Raw genomic sequence first — 22,976 nt, 5'->3', positions numbered from 1 at the left:
TAAATTCATATTTCGTATTAAAATTATTACTACATTTACTATGTAATAAACATCGAAGTGGAAACTTTATTTGCTTTTCTTACTACTCTTGAAATTGCAATTAAATTTGAAATAAAAATTTAAGCACAGCATTGTCGGCTGTGCTTTTTATTGTTGTCTAATTAAAAAAATGAGATGTATTTATCTACTGGATCTGCCTCTAAAGGGCAGATTCTTTTATCCATATACCCTTTTCAAATAATTTTTCTTTCTCAAAAAGCACAAAAAATACAAGTATCCTTTCCCCGATCGCCATTCCTGTATTATTGCTGATTATTAAATAATTTGTATTTTTATGATTCAAACCCAGGCCTCATAGTTCAATGGATAGAATAGAAGTTTCCTAAACTTTAGATCCAGGTTCGATTCCTGGTGAGGCTACATAGCAGGAGAAATGATTATAATTATCGTTTCTCCTGTTTTTATTTTGTGATAATCCATTGTTAATCTGAAAGATATAGTGAGCTACAGCATTAATTCTTATGGTTCGATAATGATTTTTGTAAAATTCAAGTTTTTCAGGAAAAATCGAACCGATAATTTGTCGCTTGACTGCAATATCTCCTTCTGTATAGACTTTCCAGATATTTGTAAGCGTTTCTAATGCTTTTCCTAGTAGCTTTGGTATATCTACTTTATTTTCTATCGGCTTATCATTTAATTGTGTTTCCAGTTTTTCAATCTGCTCTTTATATTCTTTTTTTATTTCAAGATATTCTTCATCGGTGATTACTTCAGAAAGCAGTTTATTTCTCGCCAGAGAAATCCTTAAATTCAACCTATCTATCTCATCAGATATCTTCTTTCTTTCATCCTGTGGGGCTTTTATAAACTTCTGATAGTTATCCAGAAATACTTTTTCTATAAGCTTCTTTGCAGGCTCAGTCATTTCCAATTGCTTTAATCCTTCTTCAAAAACCGAATTGACCAATTCTGCTCTATGGCGGAATCCACAGGCTGCATTGCAATGATAATAGTAGTATCTGTTATTTCTCCCTTTCGAAGCGCTTGCAGTAATATTTTTTCCACATTTTGGACATACCAAAAAACCCCGTAATGGAAAATGCTCACCGGAAAGAATTTTAGTATTAGGTCGCTGAAGTCTCCTTTTACCATCCAGTATTTCTTGCACTTTGTTGAATAGCTCCTCACTAATTAAAGCTTCATGCTGACCCTCTACAAAATGTGCCTCTTCATCTTTGTGTTTTTCTAAAAATACTTTCCCATAGTATATAGGATTTCTTATTGCCACATGAAAAGATGTTCTGCTCACCTTTTTAATTGTTAATTCATTGACTCTTTTTCTGATTTGATTAGAGGCCAATACCCCTTTTGCAATCTCATTAAAAGCCCAGTTCATTGCTGATGCTTCAGGTTCTTGCAGTACAATATACTTTTCACCATTTTCCCTACTTTTATTAGCATAGCCAAATGGTGCTTTTCCCATAACCCTTCCTTCTTTTTTTGCCCTACGCATTCCATAAAACACGTTAAGCGCCCTTCTGTCATTTTCGACTTCAGGCGCTGCCAAATAAATTGCAAGCATCATTTTATTTTCGGGGATAGAAAGGTCTAAAGGCTGGTCAACAGCCTGTGGTTCTATTCCCAATTTTGCAAGTGTACTTATCATTTGATATGCATCCCCAGCATTACGGCTGAAACGGTCCCATTTAGTAAATAGAATAAGGTTTGTCTTACAACTTTTCTTTTTAAGTGTAGTTAAAAGTCTTATCCAGCCGGGGCGGTTAAATGATTTTGCGGAATGGTCTTCGTAGATTATTTGTCCAACAGAGATATTGTTAGATGAACAATATTTTTTTAACCGATCCTCCTGATCTCTTTGTGAATATCCTTTGTCTGCCTGTTCATCAGTAGAAACACGGATGTATAAATCTGCTACCTTCATAATTTTCATGTTTAGTAAATATTAGAGGATAGCTTTAGAAATAAATTATTCAGAACCGAAGTACTGTCTAATAACAGCCGAGGTAAGAGTGTACAGAAACTCCATGATCAATTCTGCCTCTTCCTCAGTTATTTCCACTCCTTCGTTTTGAAAGAATTCTATCACCTCCTCAATAGGCATTTTTTTTATTTTCTTATCCTCCAACACTCTGTATAAATTTCAAATAAAATTATTAGCGAAATTGAATAATAATTTTATTCGGCTTTGAAGGAATATCTATGTCTTTTAATGGCTTTATTTAAAAGCTAGTATTTTCCGTCCACAAAAGAATCGGAGGTTCCACCTTATGTACATTTCAATTGGATTATTATCCATCTACAGCCATGAAGAAATTTTAATCAATCTCTTCCTTTATTCTGGTAAAGTAAATTTCTCCTGATTACACTTATCATCTAATCAATAGTGGAGTCTCTTGCTTTATTCCCAACATTTCTCTAAAGCGTTTGTTTCTTCTCTTATGTATTTTCTTTCCATATCATACATATAAAAAGAACCCACGCCGTTGTATATACAGTAAGTATTTAGTGAGTGTTTCAAGACCTCACCCTGCGGGTGTACAAGCACCCTCTTATTTTTTTCTATCCAATAATTAATTCAATACCTGCTTTTGCAGCTTTGTATCTTATTTTGGTCTGCAACTCATAATAATTCCAGTTTCGAAGCACAAATTCATTATCTTTTGCAATACCGATTTTGTCTTCCTGATTTTTAAGAATAAGTGTTCCTGCCTGCTGTTGGATGCAGAAATCTATAAGTTTCCGACTGTACACATGAAGCCTATGACTTACATATCTGCTTTCCAAATTCTCTGTTTTATACAATGCTTTCTGTTTCCGTTTGGCTCCTTTTCCTGAACGAGCATAGGTTATACCATCTTGAATCCTTTTTTGACTTGCCTGAATGGCAAGCCTGCGATATAAAAACTCCTCTTTTGTGCCAATACTGATTCGCACATTGCCAGCTTTTGCTACAATAGGATGCTCCAAAGACAGGGAAGCTTCTGCGATGATTTCAGGTTGTAAAAGGTATTTTCCTTTTTCAAATTCAAATACTGCGAGCCAATAGATTTTCCCGTCTTTAAGTTGGATCTGTGATGTACAAAGCTTTATTTCACCCCTTAAAAAACGTTCCATTATCAGGCGTTTATCGGAGAAGTCTCTCCCTAAATACGTTTTAACCGGGATAGCGAACATATTGAAGCAAAACGCTTTCTTTTCAGGATCATACTTCATTTTGCTGATGCATTTAACCGGAAGTGGAATGGGAATATCTTTTTTAAAATTCCTCAAAGATTTTAAGCCCTGCCAATAGTCAGCTTTGTTCTTAGAGAAAACGGATTGAATCGTATTGTTCAGGCTTCCCAGAATATCGGTAGGGATTTCTCCTTTGAACCGGTCAAAAACCGTGCGTGCCGTTGTGCTTGTTTTCGAACGTGTAAATATTCCCATTTGATCTTTGTTTGCATCAGCCAGCTTGTATTGGATTTCTTCGGTGAAATAAAAGAAATCTTTAATCATTTCCTGAACATATAGATGGGAAACGATGAAATTAGCCGCCCTGAAACATCGGTTCTGATAACGGTAGAGTTTTTCCCACACCTCCTTTTTCTCAATGAGAGGAACATCGATCAACAGCTGAATTTTTCGGGTAAGTGTAATTGTTGATTTTTCCATTTCATAGAAGGATTTGAGAGGTATTTCGATTTTGTAGATATTGATAAGCATATAGAAACTCCCGATGGACCTGCTTTTCAGAAAGTTTAAGTTCCTTGGCAATTACTATGAAAGAAGATTTTTGTTCGACCCTTCTTTTCAAAATATCAAGTTGTTGACTACTGAGTTTTTCTGACTGTTCCTTGTTATCGAAAGCTTTTTCCTGTGGCTGTTCAAAAGAACTTCTATTAAGAATTTTCCGAAGATCATCTATCGCTCTGTTTACTTCATTACTTATGGCAGTCACACTGCTGCCCATTGCATCCGCAATGGATTTGTACTGAAATCCATATTCAAGGCAAAGCTTAATCAAGTGTCTTCTTTTGGGACTTATTACATTTAAAACCCTATTAACTTCATCAAAATCTTTTTGATCGGACTCCTGACGGATAAGATGCTCTTTATCTTGCATGGGATCATAACCGATAAGATAATCCTGATAATTCTCAAAACGTTCAAGGGAATCAACTAAGCGGGTGAATTTATTTTTTGGAGCATTGAAATAAGATATACAGTCTCTTTTCAAAACAAACCGTAAAAAGCCAAGAATATGATTGGGAGTTTCAATAGAATCACGGTGTAACCAGAGTTTAAGGAAAGTATCCTGCACAAGTGTCTCCACTACAAAATCATCCTCAAGCATTTGTTTTCCAATCCAGAAAAGAAGTCTTTTGTAACGTAAATAGATATGTTCTAAAGAGGTCGGATTACCTTTTTTCAGTAGTTCATATAGCTGATAATCGTTCAATATCCGGGTTGCAGAGTCTGTTCTTTTCATAGCAGTATATTTTAGCTAAATTATTGCTGGAAGAAACTGCTTAGATCAATAAGATTAATTCACTACATCACCCATAATACTAACTCACCACATTTTGCCCAAAAGAAAGGCGTGGAACTCAACTTATAGCATTAGAGGCACTGGTATACCCGTGTACGATAAGAGAGCCCACGCCGCGGTCGTGAGCAAATTTACTTATCTTCTCGTACACATAAAAATTACCAGTTTTCTAATGCGAGATTCTAAGCAATTGCCTCAATATTTTAATTCTATTGGAATAATTGCATTATATTATCTACAAATATACCAAAATTATTTATGTAATCCAAATGGATTACATAAAAGTTATGATTTTTTGCAAAATTGCATTATGGCTGGACTCAACGAAGAAGATATATTGCTAAAAAATAAAATTGCTGATAGAATTAAGTTTCTTCGAGCGAATACTGGTTTGTCTCAATCTGAATTTTCTAAAAAATACGAAATTGACAGGCAAATATTAAATCGTTGGGAAAGTAAAAACAATAAAAGGGGGTTGACAATTTATACAATAGCAAAATTTTGTCATCTCATAGGAATTTCTTTAAAAGACTTTTTTGATTTTGAAGCATAAGAGAATAGAAAATTACTCTTGAACATTTTTTTATAAGATGAGAGTATTTGGGATTTAAAGAAATAAGGTCTTTATATGATTCTCAAGGAAAAAATAATCCTGTGGATGTGTATTTTTCCAAAGAATTTGGAGCTACAAAACTAATTCCTCGACAACTAATTATATTTTCAAAAGAAAAAGGAAAAAAAGAAAGCCAAAATTCATTATAAAAGATTTTAAAAAGCAAGTTTATGATAAAAAATACTACCTGTAAGGTGGAGATTTTTTATCATATCCTTTGGACCTGAACTTGTCTTTTAAAAATCTGAAACAATACCTTTGTTTTCTTTTATGAATTTTTGCAGTCCTTCTTATGACCTCTTTATCTTTTTTCTTTTTTGCTGAACCGGGATATCTTCAGTATTATATTGCATTCTATGATCACCAATGCTCAATAAGGAAAAGATTTCTAAGCTGCTGTCAGGATTTTTAAATACCTCTTCCAGTGATGAAAAAGGAATATTATTTTTTTCAGAAACTTGTTTACAAATAACGTCAAGTATTGTTATAATTTTTCCCTTAGTTGTATCGAATAATTTTGGCTGTTTAAATTTTTCAAACCGTATGGCTTTTATAATGGTATCCTTCACTGAATTGAAATAAATCTCCTTTTCGTTCGTATATTCGGTAACGTTAGACAAAATAAATGACAGTTTGTTTTTTAATATTGATACTTCTTTGATTAACTCGATATTCTTTTGTTGAAGCTCAGTAATTATTTTAGTTTTGGATTGAAGAATTTCTTTATTTTTAAGCAGTTCTGTATTATATGACTTAAAAACTCTCTCGTAGTTTTCAATCGTTTTATCTGTTTTGATCTTAGTAAAGCCTAGAAAGTCATTTTCTTTTACAATAAGATCTTTAAACCTTTTAGAATTGAGCGTTGCTTTTATCTCAGTTATTCTATTGTTTAGCAACAAAAGTTCTTCTTCTTTTTTTTGAATTTTAAATTCTATGGCTTCAAGACGTACTTTAGAACCTGAAACACCTCTGTCCATTTCCAGACATTCAGCCGTAATATCCTGCATTTTTGAATAGTGAAAGGATTGATGCTTCAATGTTTTTCCAGTTTCTAAATCCTGCCAGTCGGCTACTAAATGAGCGTGATAATTGGGTTTCCATTCTTTAGAATCTTTATCATAATGTCCTTCATCTCTATGAATGGCAATTTGAAAAATTCTTATTCTCAGCTCTTCTTCAAGCCTTTTAGAAAGCTTATGCAAATCCTGCATTGTTGTATTTTCTTTAATTACGACTACAGCTTCACGAATTGGCAATGCATTTTTCTGTAATTTCCTGCCGGATTTTTCCTTACAGTAGGCTTCTATTGATTTAAGCCTATCTGGAATTTTATTTTCTACCCAATACTCATTTTTTCCGGTAAGATCCTTTTTTATATAATCGAAGGTTTTTCTTCTCAAATTGTGCGCTTCGGAACCTGTTTTCACAGCCTTAAAATTGATAGATGTTTTCACGACAATAAAATAGTTCACTAATCATTATCTTTAGATAATAAGACTTATGGGGCTTCGATTTTCACTCATTGGCTTAATAAACAAATTAAAAAATAAATCCACATCATGCAGATGTGGATTTATAGCTGATTTTTCCTACCTAATTGATAAAGTACTGTATAAATATTTATGGTATTGAATCAATACCATTAATATCATTAGAATTAAACAGAATAGATAATGTTTATATAACAGACTTTCTATTGATGTCAAATATGTCAATATCTTTTTCCTGAAATATATCTTCTAATGCAGATGTACCATTTTCCATCTTATATTCGAGTTCTTTATCAGAAATAGGAATACACAAAAGCCAATGTACTGTTTTAGTTTCAAGTTTTAGTGGTTGTAATTTGTCCTCCCATAAAAATGGTGATGTAAACATAATATGTTTCATTTCAGAAGTCTCAAAATACATTTCAACAATTCTCATAAATACTGAACCTGGTTGGCATTCCCACCCATTATTAGTAATATAAAATCCTGCTTTGGATAGAATATTTGACAACATTTTGAATTCTCTGTATCCACCAATTAAAAGCTCTATTGGAATGTCTTTAAAGCTATTATTATTCATTTCAATTTTATTGGGGTGATCAGATATTCCTATCGTACCGCAAATTTTTATTCTAGGATAAAGAGGATCATCACAGGTGAAAATATCGATAAAATTCTTTTTTTCTTTGTCATAATGACGATCAATTATTTTATTAATACCAACAATATTTGTAATATAATTAGCCAAATTTTTGTTTTCCATCGGGATTTTCTCAAAAATGAATTTTAGTTTTAAATTGAGAATTATTCTTCTTCATCCTTATGTATTTCAATATTTCCGTTTTTCATTATAAATCTGTATCCGAAAGGTATTGCCAAGTATTGTAAAATATCAGGACGAGCAAAAGCAACATGATAAAAATGAACCATTTTCAATGATTTAATATCGTCATTATAGTCGTCTGTGATAAGATACCAACCACTTTCGTCCTGAGGCGAATCATATCTGATTCCTTCAATATCCTTTCCTTCGTAAACACCATCTGATATGACAACTGATTGATTGAAGTTTGGAAAGAGAGGAATAAGATTCTGCTGCCAACATGCTTCACTTTGTTGCCTAACAACTGATATTGCCGTATCACAACCTTTATTAAAGTTACTACCGTCAGAGTTTGCCTCATATAGATCATAGCAGTTATCTTCATCCCATCTAAATTGTAAAAGCCATGAATAATAGCCGATATTTTGGTTTTCAGAAATAGCAGGTTTACTATCTACAATATAATCTATAATATATTTACTAACCTCTATATAATTTTCGGGTTGATTTTCACCAATTACAACTCTTATTTCTTTATCCAGATAAGTATTTAGCCCTTTAGTTTCAACATAAGTATTATCATTTACGATTATTTCAATTCCTTTGTATCTTATCATATTTTTTAATTAACTCTACTTTTTTAAGATAATCTTAAAATGAAAGTGTCTATTCTAAGACACTTTCTTTAATTATTAACTTAATAGTTTAAGTATTTCCATAGTTCTGGATATTCAATTATGCTTAAATTTCAGATAGTTAGTATTAATATCTTACTTATCCATAATTCTTCAACTCCTCACTCAAATCCTTAGAGAACTCTGTTAGATCAACCACGAATCCAGTTTTATCAAAAACTGGAAAGACATTAATTAAATAACCATGATCAGCAATAAAATCAATAATTTCATCTTCAAGATCATCCAAGTCCAGCTTTTTAACTTGACAATTTTCCCATCCATTAACCTTACAAAGTTCTGTATATTCCTTCGCACTCCATAAAGGAAATAATTCTTCGTCATCAATTTTTGATACTACGTAATCTCCAGTATCGTCTGTGAGAGTATAAAAAATCTCAGAATCAGCTACTTTTTTTATAAAGTACTTATACCTCTCTTTCGGCTCTAAAGCAATAACACTTTCAATCTCTTGTTGATTCATTAGAGTGTACTTAAATGCGTTTCAGAAAGACATGCTTCTTTATAATCAAGAGTATTTTCAGCAAGCATTTTCTCAAAAAAAGACTTTATACCGGCATAATCAATAGATGATGGAATATCTACTGCAATGATTTTCTGTTCATCTATTCCTTCCCATGAACAACCCATTTCTTCAATAGCCTTTGTTACATTTTTTATTTTTTCCTCATTAAAAAATACAATCTGTATAGTACTATGTTCTGAAGCTTGAATTAGATCCTCAAAATATAACTCTCCTTCATCATTCTCAACCGAGATAATATCATCATATGCTAAATTCGGTGCAAAAAAGGGTATGTTTTTTATTTGATATTCCAAATCACTTTTCTTTTCGACCCACAGCTTTTCTTCAGCTATCTCTTGATTAACATCGTAGTACACAACTGTTACTTTATTTTCCATTTTACTAATTTTTAATGTTTATCTAAATTACAACCTCTACACAATACCTGTCCATTATCTGGGTTTCCTCTTCCTCCTTCTCTTTTTCTTTTTATATGATCTACCTGAGTTTCAGTCTTCTCAGGAACTACACCTTTTTTAGACTGCTTTGCTGGTGTAGTTTCAATACCACACATTTCACATTTTACTTTTCCATACTTTAATTCAGACTTTTTGATAACGACTTGTTTACCTGCCTTTGTGAAATCCTTACCTTCTCTTCCAATCTTATTAAGTCTTGCTGCTCTTGCTTCATTCTTTTGAATTGCTTTAACTGATTCGAAAGCTCTTAAAGCAGGAACTTTTCCTCCTTGTACTGTCAACATTCCTTCAGGCCCACCTCCAATGGATAGGGCAATAGTACCCCAATCAAGGGCTCCATTTGCCACTTTTTCTTTGAAGGATTCCTTAGGAACCCCTGTAAGCAAAGTCAGTCCACCATCTCCATCAACTACATATTTATTCCTTACAGCATCATTCGAGAAAAAGTTTGCTGTTCTCACCACATTATTGGAAACAGCAGCCCTTAGACTATTAATACCTCCGCCAATCATCTCCGCAAATTCTACAGGATCACTTGGAAGACTAACCTCATTAACCTTTTTAGCCTCCAAGCCTTCCAGTTCCCTTGCATCAACAACTCTGTTTTCTGAGAAATTATAATGTGATTGATAGTCGTACTGTTCACTTAATGGATCAGCATTAAAGAACCTCGCCATTCCGGCATCATAGTTCCTCCATCTGTAAGAACTCCATTTAGTGTCAATCTGATTTTCCTGTCCTTGTGTAGAGTATCTATAGCTTGGGGTTACTGTACCATTAATATTTAGATCTCCCCCAAACTCAAGCCCGAAAGGATAGTAATGATTGGTCCTGTCTATTTTCAGGCTTCCGGAAGCATCTTTATAATACGCCAGTCTGATGTTTCCTACCTGATCAGTATAGTTGTAAATATACAGATTTTTAACAAAGTCATAATAGCCTTCTGCAGTAGGAACAAAGCTTAATATGTCATCAGTATATTGAAATCCATCCAGATAATCAGTTTTGCTGACGGCTTCCGTCTGTCCTCTTCCTGTTCCATAGGTATAGACTTTTCTCAGTTTGGCTCCGGCAGCATTATACAGGTATTTTGTATTGACATTGTAGGTCTCAAAATCATGTGTATTATATAATTTATTAAATTTTATATAGTTGGGAAGATTAAGATAATTATAGTCTATCTGGAGCATCCCCCTATCCTCATGGGTAATCATATTTCCGTTGCCATCATAAGGAATTGCGGTTGATACAGAAGCCGGATAGCCGGCATAGTTACTTGTAGCATCACTTACCGTATTCACCCTGTTTCCGGTATAAGTATAGGTGAGATCGTCAATCTGCTCTGCTCCAAAATTTTGCAACAATCTATTTCTTTTCAGACTTTGGATATTACCATTTACATCATAGGTAAGACTTTCATTAAAATAGTTATTCTTTGGAAGGGCTGCATTGGGTTCAGAATAAATTCCATTTTTGAGCCTGTCCAATCCATCGTACTGATAATTATATCTTCTAAGCATCCCACCATCAGCAGCCTGCCAGTCTATTTCTGCAATATTCCCATTGTATTTTCCGGTAGAAACCTCCGAATAAACAGGATTATGGTATTTAAGCTCATAGGCAAAAAGTTTTCCATTTAGGTTAGTCGGATCATTCACTTTCGATAGCCAACCTCGGATATTGTAAGTCTGGTCTATAGACTGTAAAGGAGTACCTGTAGTATTTCCTGTTTTTTTATTGGTAAGCTGTCCCAGATCATTGTATGTGTTTTCTACTAATAGTTCTTCTGTTAGACTGTTCACCTTATGATAGAGCTTCAGCAGTCTTTTCTGGTCATCATATACAAATCTTTCTTTGATAAACACCTCCGCATCTGCACTTCCTTTTTTGTGATAAGTATAGCTTTCATCTACCGCGCCGGAAAAATCAAGTTTAAATTCCTTTTTAGTATACCCCCCTAAATGATTCCAGCTTTTTTCACTTACTTTTTCCCCTTTAGTGTTGTAGTAGAAATAGGTTTTCGTCCAGTTATCATCTTCAATGTTTTTTACATAAGCTGCTGTTGACAAACCTTGGGTATTGGCACCTCCGTTCAGAGCCCTGTCTTCGTTCACTACATATTGATCAAGGATTTTTGCAGGTGGAAACTCTTTAGTATCCCTTGGGTAAGAGTCATAGTAATTAACCGTTAAAAGCGTCGTAAAGCCGGACAGAAAATTATTGGTGTAATATACAATGAAGCCATTTTTATCAAACCCATTGGCTGTCTGGCTTTCACTGACCACCTGAGAAGCAAGTGGACTTTGCATTGAAGCTCTTTCTCCACCTGTAATAAGTCCGGTATAGGCAACGCGACCAAATGCATCATACTTGGTCAGCAGCCACAGCCCTTTATTCTTCAGGTTCACATCCTGGGTAAGCACCGGGCGGTCGGCAGCATCGTACACCACAGATTCCCAATCGTCTCTTCCAGGCAGTCTTTTTTCAACCTGCCTGTCCAATCCATCATATCGGTACTGGTAACATAAAGTGTTTACAATATCTGTGGTAACAACATTGCTGTTTTGCTCAATTTTTTTTACCGCCAGAGGGGGAATTACAAATGCTTTTTGTCCGTATTCATTATAGACATAATAGGTATCAACGTTTTGTGTTCCGTCCGTCCGACGTACCAGCACCGTTTCACCACGTCCGTTCTGAAACTGGATAACCGGAGTTCCATCTTCATCGGTTACCGAATTTTTATATAATGTTCCAGCACCATAAAATTCACTGCCTGGAACTATGTATACAGAGGAAACAGTTTTTTTATCTGTTCCTACCGTTGTAGTTACTGTATTGGTGATAAATTTCTTTACTTCTGAGCCTTGATTTACTTCATATTTAAGCTTTTGGGTATGTCCGGATGCCATTTTCCATGGTTCACCCGGCTGAGCTACTTGTTTTACCCTGTCCAATGGAGAATTTTCAATCTCTTTTTCTGTATACGCATTGGTGACACCGTAATAAGAATTAGCCACAGTTTCATTCATAATCCCGGTATGAATGGCAGAATTGAGAGTATTGGCAGGAACAGGAAGAATATCTTTAACCTGTCTTCCAAACCCATCATACGTAATAGGAGTCACCAGATCCTTTCCGGTAGTGGTAGCTTTTACACTAACAATCTGCTTAGGTCGTCCCAAGCCGTCAAAATAGGTAATAGTTTCAGTTTTCTTACTGCAATCACCACTCAGGCAGGTTTTAGATTGGATGTAATTTTCGGTTGTGCTTTGTGCATAGGTCATCATCGCTGTAAACAGCAGACCTAAAAATTTTATTTTTTTCATTTGTGTTTACTGCTTATAGTTATACTTGAATTCTTTAACGACCTTATAGCTGTACGTTCCAGCGTTGTCTCTTTCCCTTACCTGAACCTGTTTCAATCGATTAGCAGTATCATAAACATAAAGTTCTCTTTTTCCTGATGGGGGTGTTATGGTCGTTACCCCTACCAAAGGATTATAGGTATATTTGGTCGTCATTCCAACGGGCTGAAAAGCATCCAGAGCCAATAAGAGTTCAGCTTCTTTGGTGGGATCAACAGCATCTTCATTGGATTTGGTTACAATAGTACTGATCATCCCTTCTACCTGGCTATATAGTGCACCTACAATTTTTGCAATCGGTCTGGTTTTGTTATATCCCCAAACTATACTTACCGGAGTACCGTCTTTCTCCCTGTATTGAAGAATATTTCCTTTTTCATCATATTTTTCATACGTGACATCCTTAGAGGAAACAGTAGGGTTTAAAGTATCATACGAATATTCAGACAGAGGAAGCATTAAGTTTCCGGTAACTGCGTGAGGCAGAGCCGTTGGATAAATAGTTTCTTCCCTGGAAGTCACTTTGGTGATGCTGTTTGCCGTCTGCTGTGTCTGGGTTTCCAATGGAATACCCACCATGTTTTTACCAATCATCAGCTGGTTGTTTTTCTCATGGGCGTACTGATATGTTTTGCCCGCAGAAGTCAGATCAGGGAAAATCGTTTTCTCACTGGTCAGTTGATGATGTTTGGGATGGGCGTAGAAATACTGGGTTTCCGTTTTCATGGCAGTCCCGTTCAGGTAATCTATCGCTTTCTGAGATTTCAGGTACTCAAAACGGGAAATATTCTTATACTGCATAATGTCAAGATTATCCAGTTGATCAGCATAAGTCATTACTGTTCCTATACCTTGCCCGAAACAAATATCTTTATAAGTGGCAGTTTGGTTATTAGCTCCGGGATTAATGCAGTTTTTATATCCGTCAAATGCTGTATAGTGATGTGAATGGCTGGCACTACAATAGGTGTAATCCATAGTTCTTACAACATCCTCTGCTGTGCAGGTTCTTGTTACATTTTGCGAAACCGGATTATCATAATTTTTTCTGATCGAAAAACCATCTACCTGATATTTGCGGCTGTCATCCTCTTCATAGTTCATTTCAACTGTACGAACCAGATTATTTCCGCTGTCCAAATATTTTGTCAGTTTCTCTTTTCCGTTATTCCATCCAAAATTGGTCAGCACAGAGTTTCTGATATTGTTTCCATAGATCACTTTACCAAAATCATCCGACTCTGTTGAATAATAATGGATGATATTTGATTTTCCCTCTACAATTTCCTGTACCGTTTTATAAAATACATTGGGATGGGTAGCAAAGAGCTGATTGATATTGGTTGAAGTGATGGTATAGTATGGGAACCTCTCTACTCCAGTGGGAAAGCCTCCGCCATTATTCCCCGGATTAGGAGTGGTACTACATGTCCTTGTATAGTACAGCTGTTCTTCAAATTGAGGCTCTCTTAATACAGTAGCTTCTGTATTCTGTTCACCCAGATCATGGTAAACAAAATTTCTGGTCGAAGCCACTCCGTTTTCGGTAGTGTCCACAATTTTAGCAATCCTTAACCCACCAATAGGTACCTCTCTGTCTCCTCTTACTTCAAGCGCTTCAGTATAGCTTGCTGCTGCCTCTGCCTGTACGCAGAGAAAAAGTGTTGTAAGATTTAGAGTGAGTACTTCGTTTTTGGAAACCATTGCATAATAGGCATAGGGGGAGGGAAATGTAAGGGAAGTGGTTGGGCTTGTCATCATGCCACTGGATGTTTTTTGATATAGCGTAACACTTTCTCCATTGGCACGTTTAAGATTAGCAACAGCTCGGTGTTTACCGGCAACCTCCCATTGGGAATCACAAGCATCACTATTGAACCATGCTCCTCCACCTATGGTGATCTCCTCATTTTTAACGGGTATAAACGTAGTTGAATTAGTTACCTGCGGACCGCTGCTTCCTTTCTCTGCTCCAATCTGAACACCCGTTTTCTTTTCAGGAATAAGCACAACATTCTTTTCTACGGATGTATTATTTTCGTAGAAAAATTCTGAATATCCTTTAGTCGGATACGTAATCTTTTGCAGTATTCCGATAGATGTTTTAGAAGGATTAACACTTCTCATAGAAGATTGGTAGCCGCTCCAATTTATGATTTCTATAATTGAAGGGATCAGATTGGTATTATTTGTAGCGCCATTGAAATACCCCCAGTCATCCCTGCCGAATGAAAGTCTGGGTGGGAATTGGTCAGGCTGGTTATATTGAAAACTGTATACACTGCCTGCCACACTATCAGAAACAGAATTCAGAAACAATCGGTTATTAGAGGTTAAGGTATAATTTAAGGTAACATCATTGATAATACTATTATTGATCTTTTTGGTGACTTTTTGCAATCGCTTGTAATCCGCACTTCCTCCAGACTGGAAGTAATCAAATATAATTTCGCCATAGGAAGGGTTATTACTGTATATTCTTTTAATCTGCTTACCATTGACCGTCTGGTTGTGGCTTATCAGTTCGCTGACCTGCGGGTATCTGATAAATGCAGGGTTTCCGCAGGAAGACAACATAGGTCCTCCATTAGGGCTCGTATAGGATAAAGTCTGTGACTGGCTCATGGTGGCTGTATATCCGCCATCCACATTTTCAATAAATACAGTTTCTCCGGTAGAGATATCTTCAATCTTTGTCAGATACCAGGCTGTGGTAGAAATACTGATCAAAGAATGTCCTGCACCAGCAGTACGGTTGGAAGTGGATTCTTTATCTGTAAAATAGTATTTGGTTCCATTATCAACAGTTATGGTAAATGAATCTCCACCGCTCACCCCTTCAATAATGACATCTTTTTGAGAATAAATAACAGGAATTCCTTTCTTGTCAAACACAAATTTGATTTGCATTCCACCAAAGTTAGCCATATATAAATCCTGCTCTGTATCTACATTATCATTGGAAGCATCCTGAAAAAATTGCATGGCAATAGGATTATTAGGCCCTATATCATCAAAATTGGTCGGAATAGAAACATTAGATAGATTGTTTTCATCCGGAAGATCACGGATGACTCGTGTAATCACTCCTCCTGAAACCATAGTCCAACCGAGTCCAGTAGAACCGTTCATATCATCTACTTTGATTCCATTGGAAAAATAATTAAGTCTGATGGGAATAGTAATATTTCCGGCCGCAAAGGACGTTACAGGAATATCTACATTAGCATTTCCTGTAAACAAACTTACCGGAAGGTTTCCAAAGGAGCCCAGTTTATAGGACTCCGCTGATGGTGGGATGATATTCGGAAGGGTGGATGATTTGCTTCCTGTAGTTTGTGCTAATGCTGTTCCAAGGGACAAGCAAAAAAACAAACTGGTTATATTTTTTTTCATTGTGTTTTTATTTCTTAATTAATTTGGCATTCGCCGTTTTATTGGTATCAGTTTTTATCGTCACCAGATAGGCTCCCTGCACCAAAGCTTGGGTATTGATCTTCGTGACTCTGTTTTTGGTTTTTATACTTTGAAGTTGTCTTCCGCTCATATCGTACAACAGAATATCAGCATCTTTGAAGTCAAATCCGATTTCCACGTAAGCATAATCAGACACAGGATTCGGATAGATTTTGATATCGTATTTTTCGATTAACTGGTCTACCTGTTTATCGCCCAGTTTTACAATTTTCCAGTTTTCTTTACCCAGTTCTTCTGCGCTAGTTCCGGCCAGAATAATTGAACCGTCTCTGTTGAGTTTCAGATCTGAAAGTCTTTCTTCTTTTTGTCTGGATTCTCCTTTTACATGTTTTCTCCACTGCTCATTTCCATTCTGATCAAGGTAGAGCATCCAGAAGGTTTCATCATCGGTTTGGATTCTTCCTTCAGCCTGGGTGTACCCCCCCAACAGAATGCCTTTAGACTTATCGCTTCCATCTTCCAGCCTCCCACTTACCACACTCATTCCCATCAAAATATCTCTGTTCTTGAAATTATAGGATTTCTGCCACTGCTCTTCACCTCTTTCATTGAGAGCAATCAGCCAAAGGTCTGTTCCTTCTTCCAATCCAACGGTTTTATTTCCCGATCTTTCTGATCTGGATTCTCCACCAATGATAAAACCCGTAGAGGTTAGTGCCAGGGTTCTCAAATGATCATCTCCTTTACCTCCGAAGTTCTTTTCCCATTCTACTTTTCCGTTTTTATCGAGTTTTACGATCCAGTAATCTCCTTCACCGTAATTGTTACTAGCCTTGGAATAAGAGTCGATCTTCAAACTGCTTCCAGCCTCCAGCTTCCCGCTTCCCGCCTTTACTTCAGAACTCCTTGAATAAATCCCCAGTAATGCTCCTCCATCTCTCGTTGGAATCATCTTTTCCAATTCATCTAAACCTTTTCCGCCTAAAATTAATTGGGAGAGTTCTTTTCCGTTTTTGTCTAATCGGGTAATTAAAACATCTTTTGAACCGTATCCTTTGGGTGAGTTCTGTACGTTTCCGACCACAAAGAATCCTAAATCAGTAGCCTGGATAACCGCTCTGGCTTCTTCATCGGAAGAGCTTCCTAACGTTTTCTGCCATAATTCATCACCGAATTCATTGATCCGGATCAGCCAGATATCTGAACCGCCTTTGGAATCGTCTTTCTTATCCAAACCTTTCCCCGAATACGAAGTACCTGCTAACAAACTTCCACCATCCTGTGTAGTAACGGTTGCTGACAGATAATCATGATTCCGCCCGGAAAAATATTTTTCCCACACTTCTTCTCCCTGCTGGTTTAGTTTTACTAAGTGAAAATCATAACCGTTGTTTTGCTTATTTGCTTGCAGAAGTTTGTCGCTCTGAATTGAGCTTCCCGTGATCACATACTGCTGATCGATGGTTGTAGTAACCTGGCTTAAAAAATTCTGGGTGGAGGATTTTATATCCTTCTGCCACACCACTTCCTGAGCAGATATTCCCAGGATTGTGCATAACATAAATGCACACTGATAAATTTTTCTCATTGATTGTGTAATTGACGTGTAAAAATATAGCTAATACTTAATATACGTACTCCGTAAAAAACCCATATTTTCATGAATTTTTCTTAACATATATAGTATTGCATAAATAAAATTGGATCATGGTACAAAGCTATATTAGCATGGCGTCAAACTATGTCGCATTAATAATAAGTTTTGTTGACTACACAGTTGAAGAAAAAAGAAAAAAGGAAAATGTATTTATAATTTATAATGAATATAGACTTGTACATACATTTATATTTGAAAACAAAGACAACAACATTAAACTTAATGTTATTGTTCTATATGATTTAAGTTAATACCATCGAATGGATCTATGGTATTAATAAAAAAGCATAAAATTAGTCGTACAATAAATAGTACTTAAAGATAAAGAAACATTATTAATATATGCTTACACTCATAATATCTAATCAAAATTTCTTACCGATTCAAAAGTCTCACAGAGCGAAGCAGCAACTTTGTTAGGACGTAAGGACTTTCAAAGTTGCGAATGAGCTCCTAACTTCTCCGTGTAGTTGTAAAATCGCACGCATTTTTAATAAACAATAGATTTGTTCTTAAAACAAAATTTAAAATAAATTACTTTTCACAAAGTACCCTTAATTTTGATTAATGGTTTAAAAAGCACAAACCTACTTTAAGGTTTCCTCCTAAAAGGTGAGTTTCTAAAAATAGGTATATACTTACTTGGCTACAACAGAAAAATTTTTAAGCTCAATCCTTAATATCTGCATCAATAAAAGGCTTCTAATTTTGACTTTCATTGACAATCGAAGCCAAATAGTTCCTCGCACTGCCATTGTACAGACATACCTCATTTTCAGGATTAATTTTCTGAAAAATGAAATTATGCTCCATAAGGAAACTGTCAGTAAGGAAATGTGGGAACTTCTCCAAAGGTTGATGAAAGATGAAATACTAAAAGATTTTAATCTCGTTGGAGGAACTTCTTTGAGCCTTCAAATCGGTCATAGATTGAGCATCGATATAGACCTGTTCTCCACTAAAGAGTTTGATGAGCAAGCCCTGCTAAAACATTTGACAGGCAAACATCCTACGGTGAAGGTAAGGGATATATTTAGCAATACAATCCTGCTTGATATAGGTGAGGTCAAGGTCGATATTCTAGCACATCAATATCCATTACAAAAAGCTTTTGAGACAAAGGAAGGTGTAAGGTTAGTATCACTAGAGGATATAGGAGCGATGAAACTTCATGCTATTTTTCAAAATGGTACACGGATAAAAGATTTCATCGATATGCATTTTCTCTTGGAACACAATCCGCTTAAGATTTATCTGGAATCTTATCAAAACAAATACAATGGCAACCCTGTAATGGCTTCATACGCTTTATTGTACCATGACAACATAGACATGGATGCAAAAGTGAATATACTGAAAGGAAAGAAAGTTGATATGGATACGATGAGTGAGCGATTAAAAAAAGCGGTCAATGATCCATTGCTAAAATTCGGAGAAAGGCAAGAATCTCCTAAAAAAAGCAGAGGATTTAGACGCTGAAATACATAATGTAAAGCTGAAAAATCGTATATTTATAGTATGGAATCAAGAGCAAAAATAAATAAAATTCCAAATCTCGACCGTGTTTTTTTCTGGGATTTTGACATTGATGCAATGGACTTTATGCAAGCCTATAAGACCATTATTGCCCGAATTGTAGAACGTGGAGGTCAACAGGAGATTGATGAGATCATCCATTTTTACGGGTATGAAAAAGTAATCACTGCTATCCGCGACGAAATTTACTTTCTGCCCAATTATGCTATCGAAAAAGCCCTGAAATTTTTCCCTGAACTTAAAAAAGAAGAAATGCATTGCTATCTAAATAGAAAGGGCAAACCTTATCACTGGATATAATTTTTGCAAACTTTATTCCGAAACTCAAAAGCAATCGTTTTTTGAGCTTTTATTGTTTAATTTTTTGTTATGGTACTAATAACCCTCATGAAAGGAATTTAATATTTCTTCAGTAAACATATCTATTAATAGATAATCAGAAATTACTTGGAATATTTATTTCTACTTAATAGTTTTCAGCCAACTTTGATAAATTGGAAACCAAACTCGATCACCATTTGACCCGTTGCATAGAATAATAATACCGTTTTTAGTTGGGAGATCCAAAAACATAGCCGCACTCCAGCCTGCATTTTCACCCGTATGTCCAATGGTTCTAAAACCTTCATAATTCATAAACCGATAGCCCAGGCCGCTTTCGCCTTCATTGGAGCTTGGAAGAACAGGTGTCTCCATTAACTTGATGGTGCTTGGCTTCAAGACTTTATTCAATTGATGATAATTAGGTTTGATAGACAATTCTGCAAAATGTGCCAGATCTTTAACTGTGGTCTGAAGTCCTGCCGCTGCTTTTTCAGTGAAGATCCGGTTTTTTATAGGATTACCATTCTCGTCATATGCCGTTGCTGAAGTAGCCATCATTTCTACTGTCCATTCATAATTGGTATGCTTCATTCCAAGCGGCATGAAGATATTATTTTTCATATATGTGGCAAAACTTTGGTTTGTTTTCTCTTCCAGAAGCAGTTGTGCAAGAGTATAGCCTCCCCCGGAATAGTCCCATTTAATTCCTGGCTCACTGATAAGATGTACGGTTTCACCATTCCGTTTGGTTTTTCCGTTCAGTGATTCTTCCAGACTTAGCAGTGGTATTCCTTGGTCCGATCCGCCGTAGCCGTGTACAGAAAGTCCTGCAGTATGGCTCAAGATCCGTCTCAGTGTTACTTTTGATCTGTCAAATTCAGATTCCGGCAGATGCCATCGGGTTAGATATTGATCAATTGGATCATCCAGCTTGACAAGATCTTTTTCACTAAGTTGCATAAAGCCCCAGGCAGAGATCAGCTTGGAGATAGAGCCAATATTAAAGATCGTTTCAGAAGTTACAGGTTTTTTGCTTGCAAGATCCGCATAACCAATCGATTGTAACCAGGCGACCTTTCCATCCCGGATCACAGCTACTGCAACTCCGGGAACTTTATTCTTTAAAGTAAGTTCATGACCTAACTTCTCAATTTCAACATATAGAGAATCTGTCTTATACGGAATTTTATTCTGTAATAAGCTTGCTGTCGAACAAGAAAAAATGATTCCCGAAAAAACAATTATAAAAGCACTAAAAAAACAAGTTTTCGAACAAATATTATTTCTCATTCTCCAATTTTCAGGTTTATAGACTATACTAAACATTCAGCAATTTATTAAAAATTACGATAGTACTATCTAATCGTTTTTTGAGATTCAGTTATATCTATTATTAACATCGTAGCTTGGCGCAGTTGCAGGCTGTTTTATTTTTTACATTGTTTGCACCATTTATTATTTCTAATTACCTTTTCTGGAATTGCTTCCCATTGATGATTATTTTCACAAATCCAATTTAGTTTTATTTTGTAACCCAGATATTCACTTGATATACATTTACCATTTTTGCTTTCAGCAATTTTATGCATAAATTCAATATCATATTTTCTTCTGCTCAATCCAGACTTATTTCTACCACAAATTGGACACCAATATCCAGTTGTTACATTTGATGGCTTTGATGAAAACTGATGTCCAAGTTTGCATTGCCATAAAAGATGCGTGTTATTGTTAATATATTTTTCAGATAAACATTTTCCTTCGAATTTGTTTGCTAAAATTTGCATATCTTTTATTGTTTGATTTCTACCTAAACAATTTGGACACCAAGAATTACTATTTTTTATATTATTTGCAGCAGCTCTCCATTTATGACCTTTTTCACATTGCCATTCTAACGGTTCAAAAATCCCTAAATATTGTTTTGATAACAACTTACCTTTTTTACTTTCTGCAATAATTGATAGTTCTTTAAGCTTGTTTGGACAATAAACATCTTTTAAGTCTACAATTTTTTGTTCAAAATTTTCAGGAATCATTATTTTATTTTTTAAGCATTCATCCTTAATAAAGGCTTTAAGGTTTTCAACTCCGAGTTTTTCTAGAATTGATGGAACTTGAATAAGAATTACGTTGTTTTTAGAGCAAAGCTCTAACTTGAGTTTGTCTCGGTTTAGAGTTTGTTGAAATTTTTCAGGCTTTGCCGAATAAAAAAAATTGATTTTCTTATAATGTTGTTCTCCCTGATGTTCAAATGCTATTTTTAGTTTTTCTGAAAAACCATCTAATTCCATCCAGTTATCTTTTTCAGTTTTTAGCCAACTTGGTCTAGCTTTTTCAAATTCAGTTTCAAACAATTGTTCAAAATATTCACGACATATTTTTTCGCCAATGCCTTGACTACATTTTGGACACCAAGCACCACGCTTAATTAAACTTGGCATTGCTTTCCATCTATGACCTTCGGAACATTGCCATTCTAATTTAGTTGATGAATTTTTATAAATAGAGGATAAACATTTTCCATTTCTCTCTTTTGCAATTAAATCCATTTGTAGAATATTGCCTATATAATTTCCAGCACAAAATGGACACCATTTGTTACTATTAATTACATTATCGGCTACTGCTTCCCAAATGTGACCATTTATACATTCCCATTTATATTTAGATTTGATATTAATGAATTTTTCAGAATTACAAAACCCTCCTTTTTTTATTGCGAAGTCTTTTAAATCTTCAATAGTATATTTAATTCTATTTCTTGCACAGTTAATAACTGCACAAGTCGGACACCAATTTCCACCATTTTTAATTTTATGAAATGAAGCTTTCCAAATATGACCTTCTGAACATTCCCAGTCATATTTTTTTTCTACACCTAAAAAAACATTCGACAAACATTTTCCATTTTTGGCTAAAGCAAATTCTTTCAAATCTTCTATAGAATATTTCATTTTTCTATTTTGCAAAAATTCAATTTTATTAATTTTTATACTTTTAGAAAAATTTGGCACTTTATTCTTCTAAAATTTATATAAATATACTAATAGCCAAATTGTTATTTTGGTTTTCACCTCTAAACTTCTTACTTGATTCTCTGGTAATCCAACGTTATTATTTAATCTTTTTTAGGATTTAATTATTGATACATTTTTCGTTTTGAAGTTCTTTAAGTAAAATAATCAGCTTTGAAAAACTATCATTAAAGTCCCGGTTATAATCTATAGCAAATATTTTTACTCCATATTTTAAAGATTTTTACGTTTTTGATTATCGAAAAACTGCGTTTTGGCTAGACCTTCTTTTCCTCCAAAAAAAATCTATGGGATGAAAATGTTAAATACCATTATATTCTATTGCAATATTTAGTTCTTTAATAAATATATCGAACCTCTGCCCATTTAACCATTCCGGAGAATATTGGCTAATAATTCTGTAAGTAGGAAATTCGATAGTAAGTAGATTTAAACTTCAATTGGAATTTGTAAAAGAACTGGAGTGTAAATATCCA

General features: G+C 35.0%; 16 protein-coding genes and 1 tRNA gene. 4 read left to right on the top strand and 13 right to left on the bottom strand.

The genetic code is table 11. The features are described 5' to 3' along the window. Positions 1-348: 348 nt before the first annotated feature. Positions 349-420 (top strand) — tRNA-Arg (locus tag J2786_RS04140). Here the strand turns inward: J2786_RS04140 and J2786_RS04135 are convergent. The 3 genes from J2786_RS04135 to J2786_RS04125 all read right to left on the bottom strand — a co-directional run bounded on the left by J2786_RS04135 (position 383) and on the right by J2786_RS04125 (position 4,495). Next, the gene (locus tag J2786_RS04135; protein ID WP_310024861.1) at positions 383-1,945 is read right to left on the bottom strand and encodes a recombinase family protein; all 1,563 of its coding nucleotides are present in this window, start codon (positions 1,943-1,945) and stop codon (positions 383-385) included. The two genes, J2786_RS04140 and J2786_RS04135, sit on opposite strands and share 38 nt — an antisense overlap. A gap of 638 nt (positions 1,946-2,583) precedes the next feature. Continuing rightward, positions 2,584-3,678, bottom strand: coding sequence for a hypothetical protein (locus J2786_RS04130; protein ID WP_142017821.1), 1,095 nt, complete (start codon positions 3,676-3,678; stop codon positions 2,584-2,586). A gap of 1 nt (position 3,679) precedes the next feature. Continuing rightward, complete coding sequence (locus J2786_RS04125) at positions 3,680-4,495, bottom strand: RNA polymerase sigma factor (RefSeq protein WP_142017822.1); 816 nt, start codon at positions 4,493-4,495, stop codon at positions 3,680-3,682. 232 nt (positions 4,496-4,727) lie between these two features. On the opposite strand from J2786_RS04125, the gene J2786_RS04120 reads away from it, so the two are divergent. After that, a complete protein-coding gene (locus J2786_RS04120) occupies positions 4,728-5,108 on the top strand; it encodes a helix-turn-helix transcriptional regulator (protein WP_226798688.1) in 381 nt (126 codons plus the stop codon). Positions 5,109-5,458: 350 nt separating this feature from the next. On the opposite strand, the gene J2786_RS04115 is transcribed toward J2786_RS04120, so the two are convergent. The 8 genes from J2786_RS04115 to J2786_RS04080 form a co-directional block, all read right to left on the bottom strand. Then, entirely contained in the window at positions 5,459-6,640 is a 1,182-nt protein-coding gene (locus J2786_RS04115) for a plasmid recombination protein (RefSeq protein WP_142017823.1), read from the bottom strand. Between the two features lie 205 nt (positions 6,641-6,845). Continuing rightward, the gene (locus tag J2786_RS04110) at positions 6,846-7,421 is read right to left on the bottom strand and encodes a suppressor of fused domain protein (RefSeq protein ID WP_142017824.1); all 576 of its coding nucleotides are present in this window, start codon (positions 7,419-7,421) and stop codon (positions 6,846-6,848) included. A 41-nt stretch (positions 7,422-7,462) separates the two neighbouring features. Continuing rightward, a complete protein-coding gene (locus tag J2786_RS04105) occupies positions 7,463-8,098 on the bottom strand; it encodes an immunity protein Imm33 domain-containing protein (protein WP_142017825.1) in 636 nt (211 codons plus the stop codon). A 157-nt stretch (positions 8,099-8,255) separates the two neighbouring features. Continuing rightward, positions 8,256-8,639, bottom strand: a complete 384-nt coding sequence (locus tag J2786_RS04100; protein WP_142017826.1) for a DUF2750 domain-containing protein — start codon at positions 8,637-8,639, stop codon at positions 8,256-8,258. Beyond that, positions 8,639-9,079 carry a DUF4265 domain-containing protein gene (locus tag J2786_RS04095; RefSeq protein WP_142017827.1) on the bottom strand — a complete coding sequence of 147 codons (441 nt, stop codon included), beginning with the start codon at positions 9,077-9,079 and terminating at the stop codon, positions 8,639-8,641. Before J2786_RS04095 ends, J2786_RS04100 begins: the two co-directional genes overlap by 1 nt. A gap of 11 nt (positions 9,080-9,090) precedes the next feature. Then, entirely contained in the window at positions 9,091-12,489 is a 3,399-nt protein-coding gene (locus tag J2786_RS04090; RefSeq protein ID WP_142017828.1) for a DUF6443 domain-containing protein, read from the bottom strand. Positions 12,490-12,495: 6 nt separating this feature from the next. Beyond that, positions 12,496-15,924, bottom strand: coding sequence for a hypothetical protein (locus J2786_RS04085; protein ID WP_142017829.1), 3,429 nt, complete (start codon positions 15,922-15,924; stop codon positions 12,496-12,498). 7 nt (positions 15,925-15,931) lie between these two features. Next, positions 15,932-17,533: a T9SS type A sorting domain-containing protein gene (locus J2786_RS04080; protein WP_142017830.1), complete on the bottom strand. Its 1,602-nt coding sequence runs from the start codon at positions 17,531-17,533 to the stop codon at positions 15,932-15,934. A 711-nt stretch (positions 17,534-18,244) separates the two neighbouring features. Between J2786_RS04080 and J2786_RS04075 the strand changes: the two genes are divergently transcribed. Both J2786_RS04075 and J2786_RS04070 read left to right on the top strand, forming a co-directional pair. Then, complete coding sequence (locus J2786_RS04075; RefSeq protein WP_226798689.1) at positions 18,245-19,081, top strand: nucleotidyl transferase AbiEii/AbiGii toxin family protein; 837 nt, start codon at positions 18,245-18,247, stop codon at positions 19,079-19,081. Between the two features lie 39 nt (positions 19,082-19,120). Further along, on the top strand, positions 19,121-19,438 hold the full coding sequence (locus J2786_RS04070; protein ID WP_142017831.1) for a DUF6922 domain-containing protein: 318 nt from the start codon (positions 19,121-19,123) through the stop codon (positions 19,436-19,438). Positions 19,439-19,600: 162 nt separating this feature from the next. On the opposite strand, the gene J2786_RS04065 is transcribed toward J2786_RS04070, so the two are convergent. Next, positions 19,601-20,752 (bottom strand): serine hydrolase domain-containing protein, encoded by a 1,152-nt coding sequence (locus J2786_RS04065; protein ID WP_167497853.1) that lies wholly within the window; start codon positions 20,750-20,752, stop codon positions 19,601-19,603. A gap of 137 nt (positions 20,753-20,889) precedes the next feature. Then, a complete protein-coding gene (locus J2786_RS04060; RefSeq protein ID WP_142017833.1) occupies positions 20,890-22,419 on the bottom strand; it encodes a zinc-ribbon domain-containing protein in 1,530 nt (509 codons plus the stop codon). Positions 22,420-22,976: the final 557 nt, after the last annotated feature.

The sequence above is a fragment of the Chryseobacterium vietnamense genome, from assembly GCF_031454475.1.
Classification (GTDB): Bacteria; Bacteroidota; Bacteroidia; order Flavobacteriales; family Weeksellaceae; genus Chryseobacterium; species Chryseobacterium vietnamense.
Note: the sequence above shows the minus strand (reverse complement) of the source record. Positions and strands in the feature narration are given on the sequence as shown.

Coding starts and splice junctions, on each gene's coding strand:
- J2786_RS04090 (WP_142017828.1), bottom strand. CDS start 12,489: ATGAAAAAAATAAAATTTTTAGGTCTGCTGTTTACAGCGATGATGACC.
- J2786_RS04125 (WP_142017822.1), bottom strand. CDS start 4,495: ATGAAAAGAACAGACTCTGCAACCCGGATATTGAACGATTATCAGCTA.
- J2786_RS04105 (WP_142017825.1), bottom strand. CDS start 8,098: ATGATAAGATACAAAGGAATTGAAATAATCGTAAATGATAATACTTAT.
- J2786_RS04135 (WP_310024861.1), bottom strand. CDS start 1,945: ATGAAGGTAGCAGATTTATACATCCGTGTTTCTACTGATGAACAGGCA.
- J2786_RS04095 (WP_142017827.1), bottom strand. CDS start 9,079: ATGGAAAATAAAGTAACAGTTGTGTACTACGATGTTAATCAAGAGATA.
- J2786_RS04100 (WP_142017826.1), bottom strand. CDS start 8,639: ATGAATCAACAAGAGATTGAAAGTGTTATTGCTTTAGAGCCGAAAGAG.
- J2786_RS04110 (WP_142017824.1), bottom strand. CDS start 7,421: ATGGAAAACAAAAATTTGGCTAATTATATTACAAATATTGTTGGTATT.
- J2786_RS04065 (WP_167497853.1), bottom strand. CDS start 20,752: ATGAGAAATAATATTTGTTCGAAAACTTGTTTTTTTAGTGCTTTTATA.
- J2786_RS04130 (WP_142017821.1), bottom strand. CDS start 3,678: ATGGAAAAATCAACAATTACACTTACCCGAAAAATTCAGCTGTTGATC.
- J2786_RS04070 (WP_142017831.1), top strand. CDS start 19,121: ATGGAATCAAGAGCAAAAATAAATAAAATTCCAAATCTCGACCGTGTT.
- J2786_RS04080 (WP_142017830.1), bottom strand. CDS start 17,533: ATGAGAAAAATTTATCAGTGTGCATTTATGTTATGCACAATCCTGGGA.
- J2786_RS04085 (WP_142017829.1), bottom strand. CDS start 15,924: ATGAAAAAAAATATAACCAGTTTGTTTTTTTGCTTGTCCCTTGGAACA.
- J2786_RS04060 (WP_142017833.1), bottom strand. CDS start 22,419: ATGAAATATTCTATAGAAGATTTGAAAGAATTTGCTTTAGCCAAAAAT.
- J2786_RS04120 (WP_226798688.1), top strand. CDS start 4,728: ATGCGAGATTCTAAGCAATTGCCTCAATATTTTAATTCTATTGGAATA.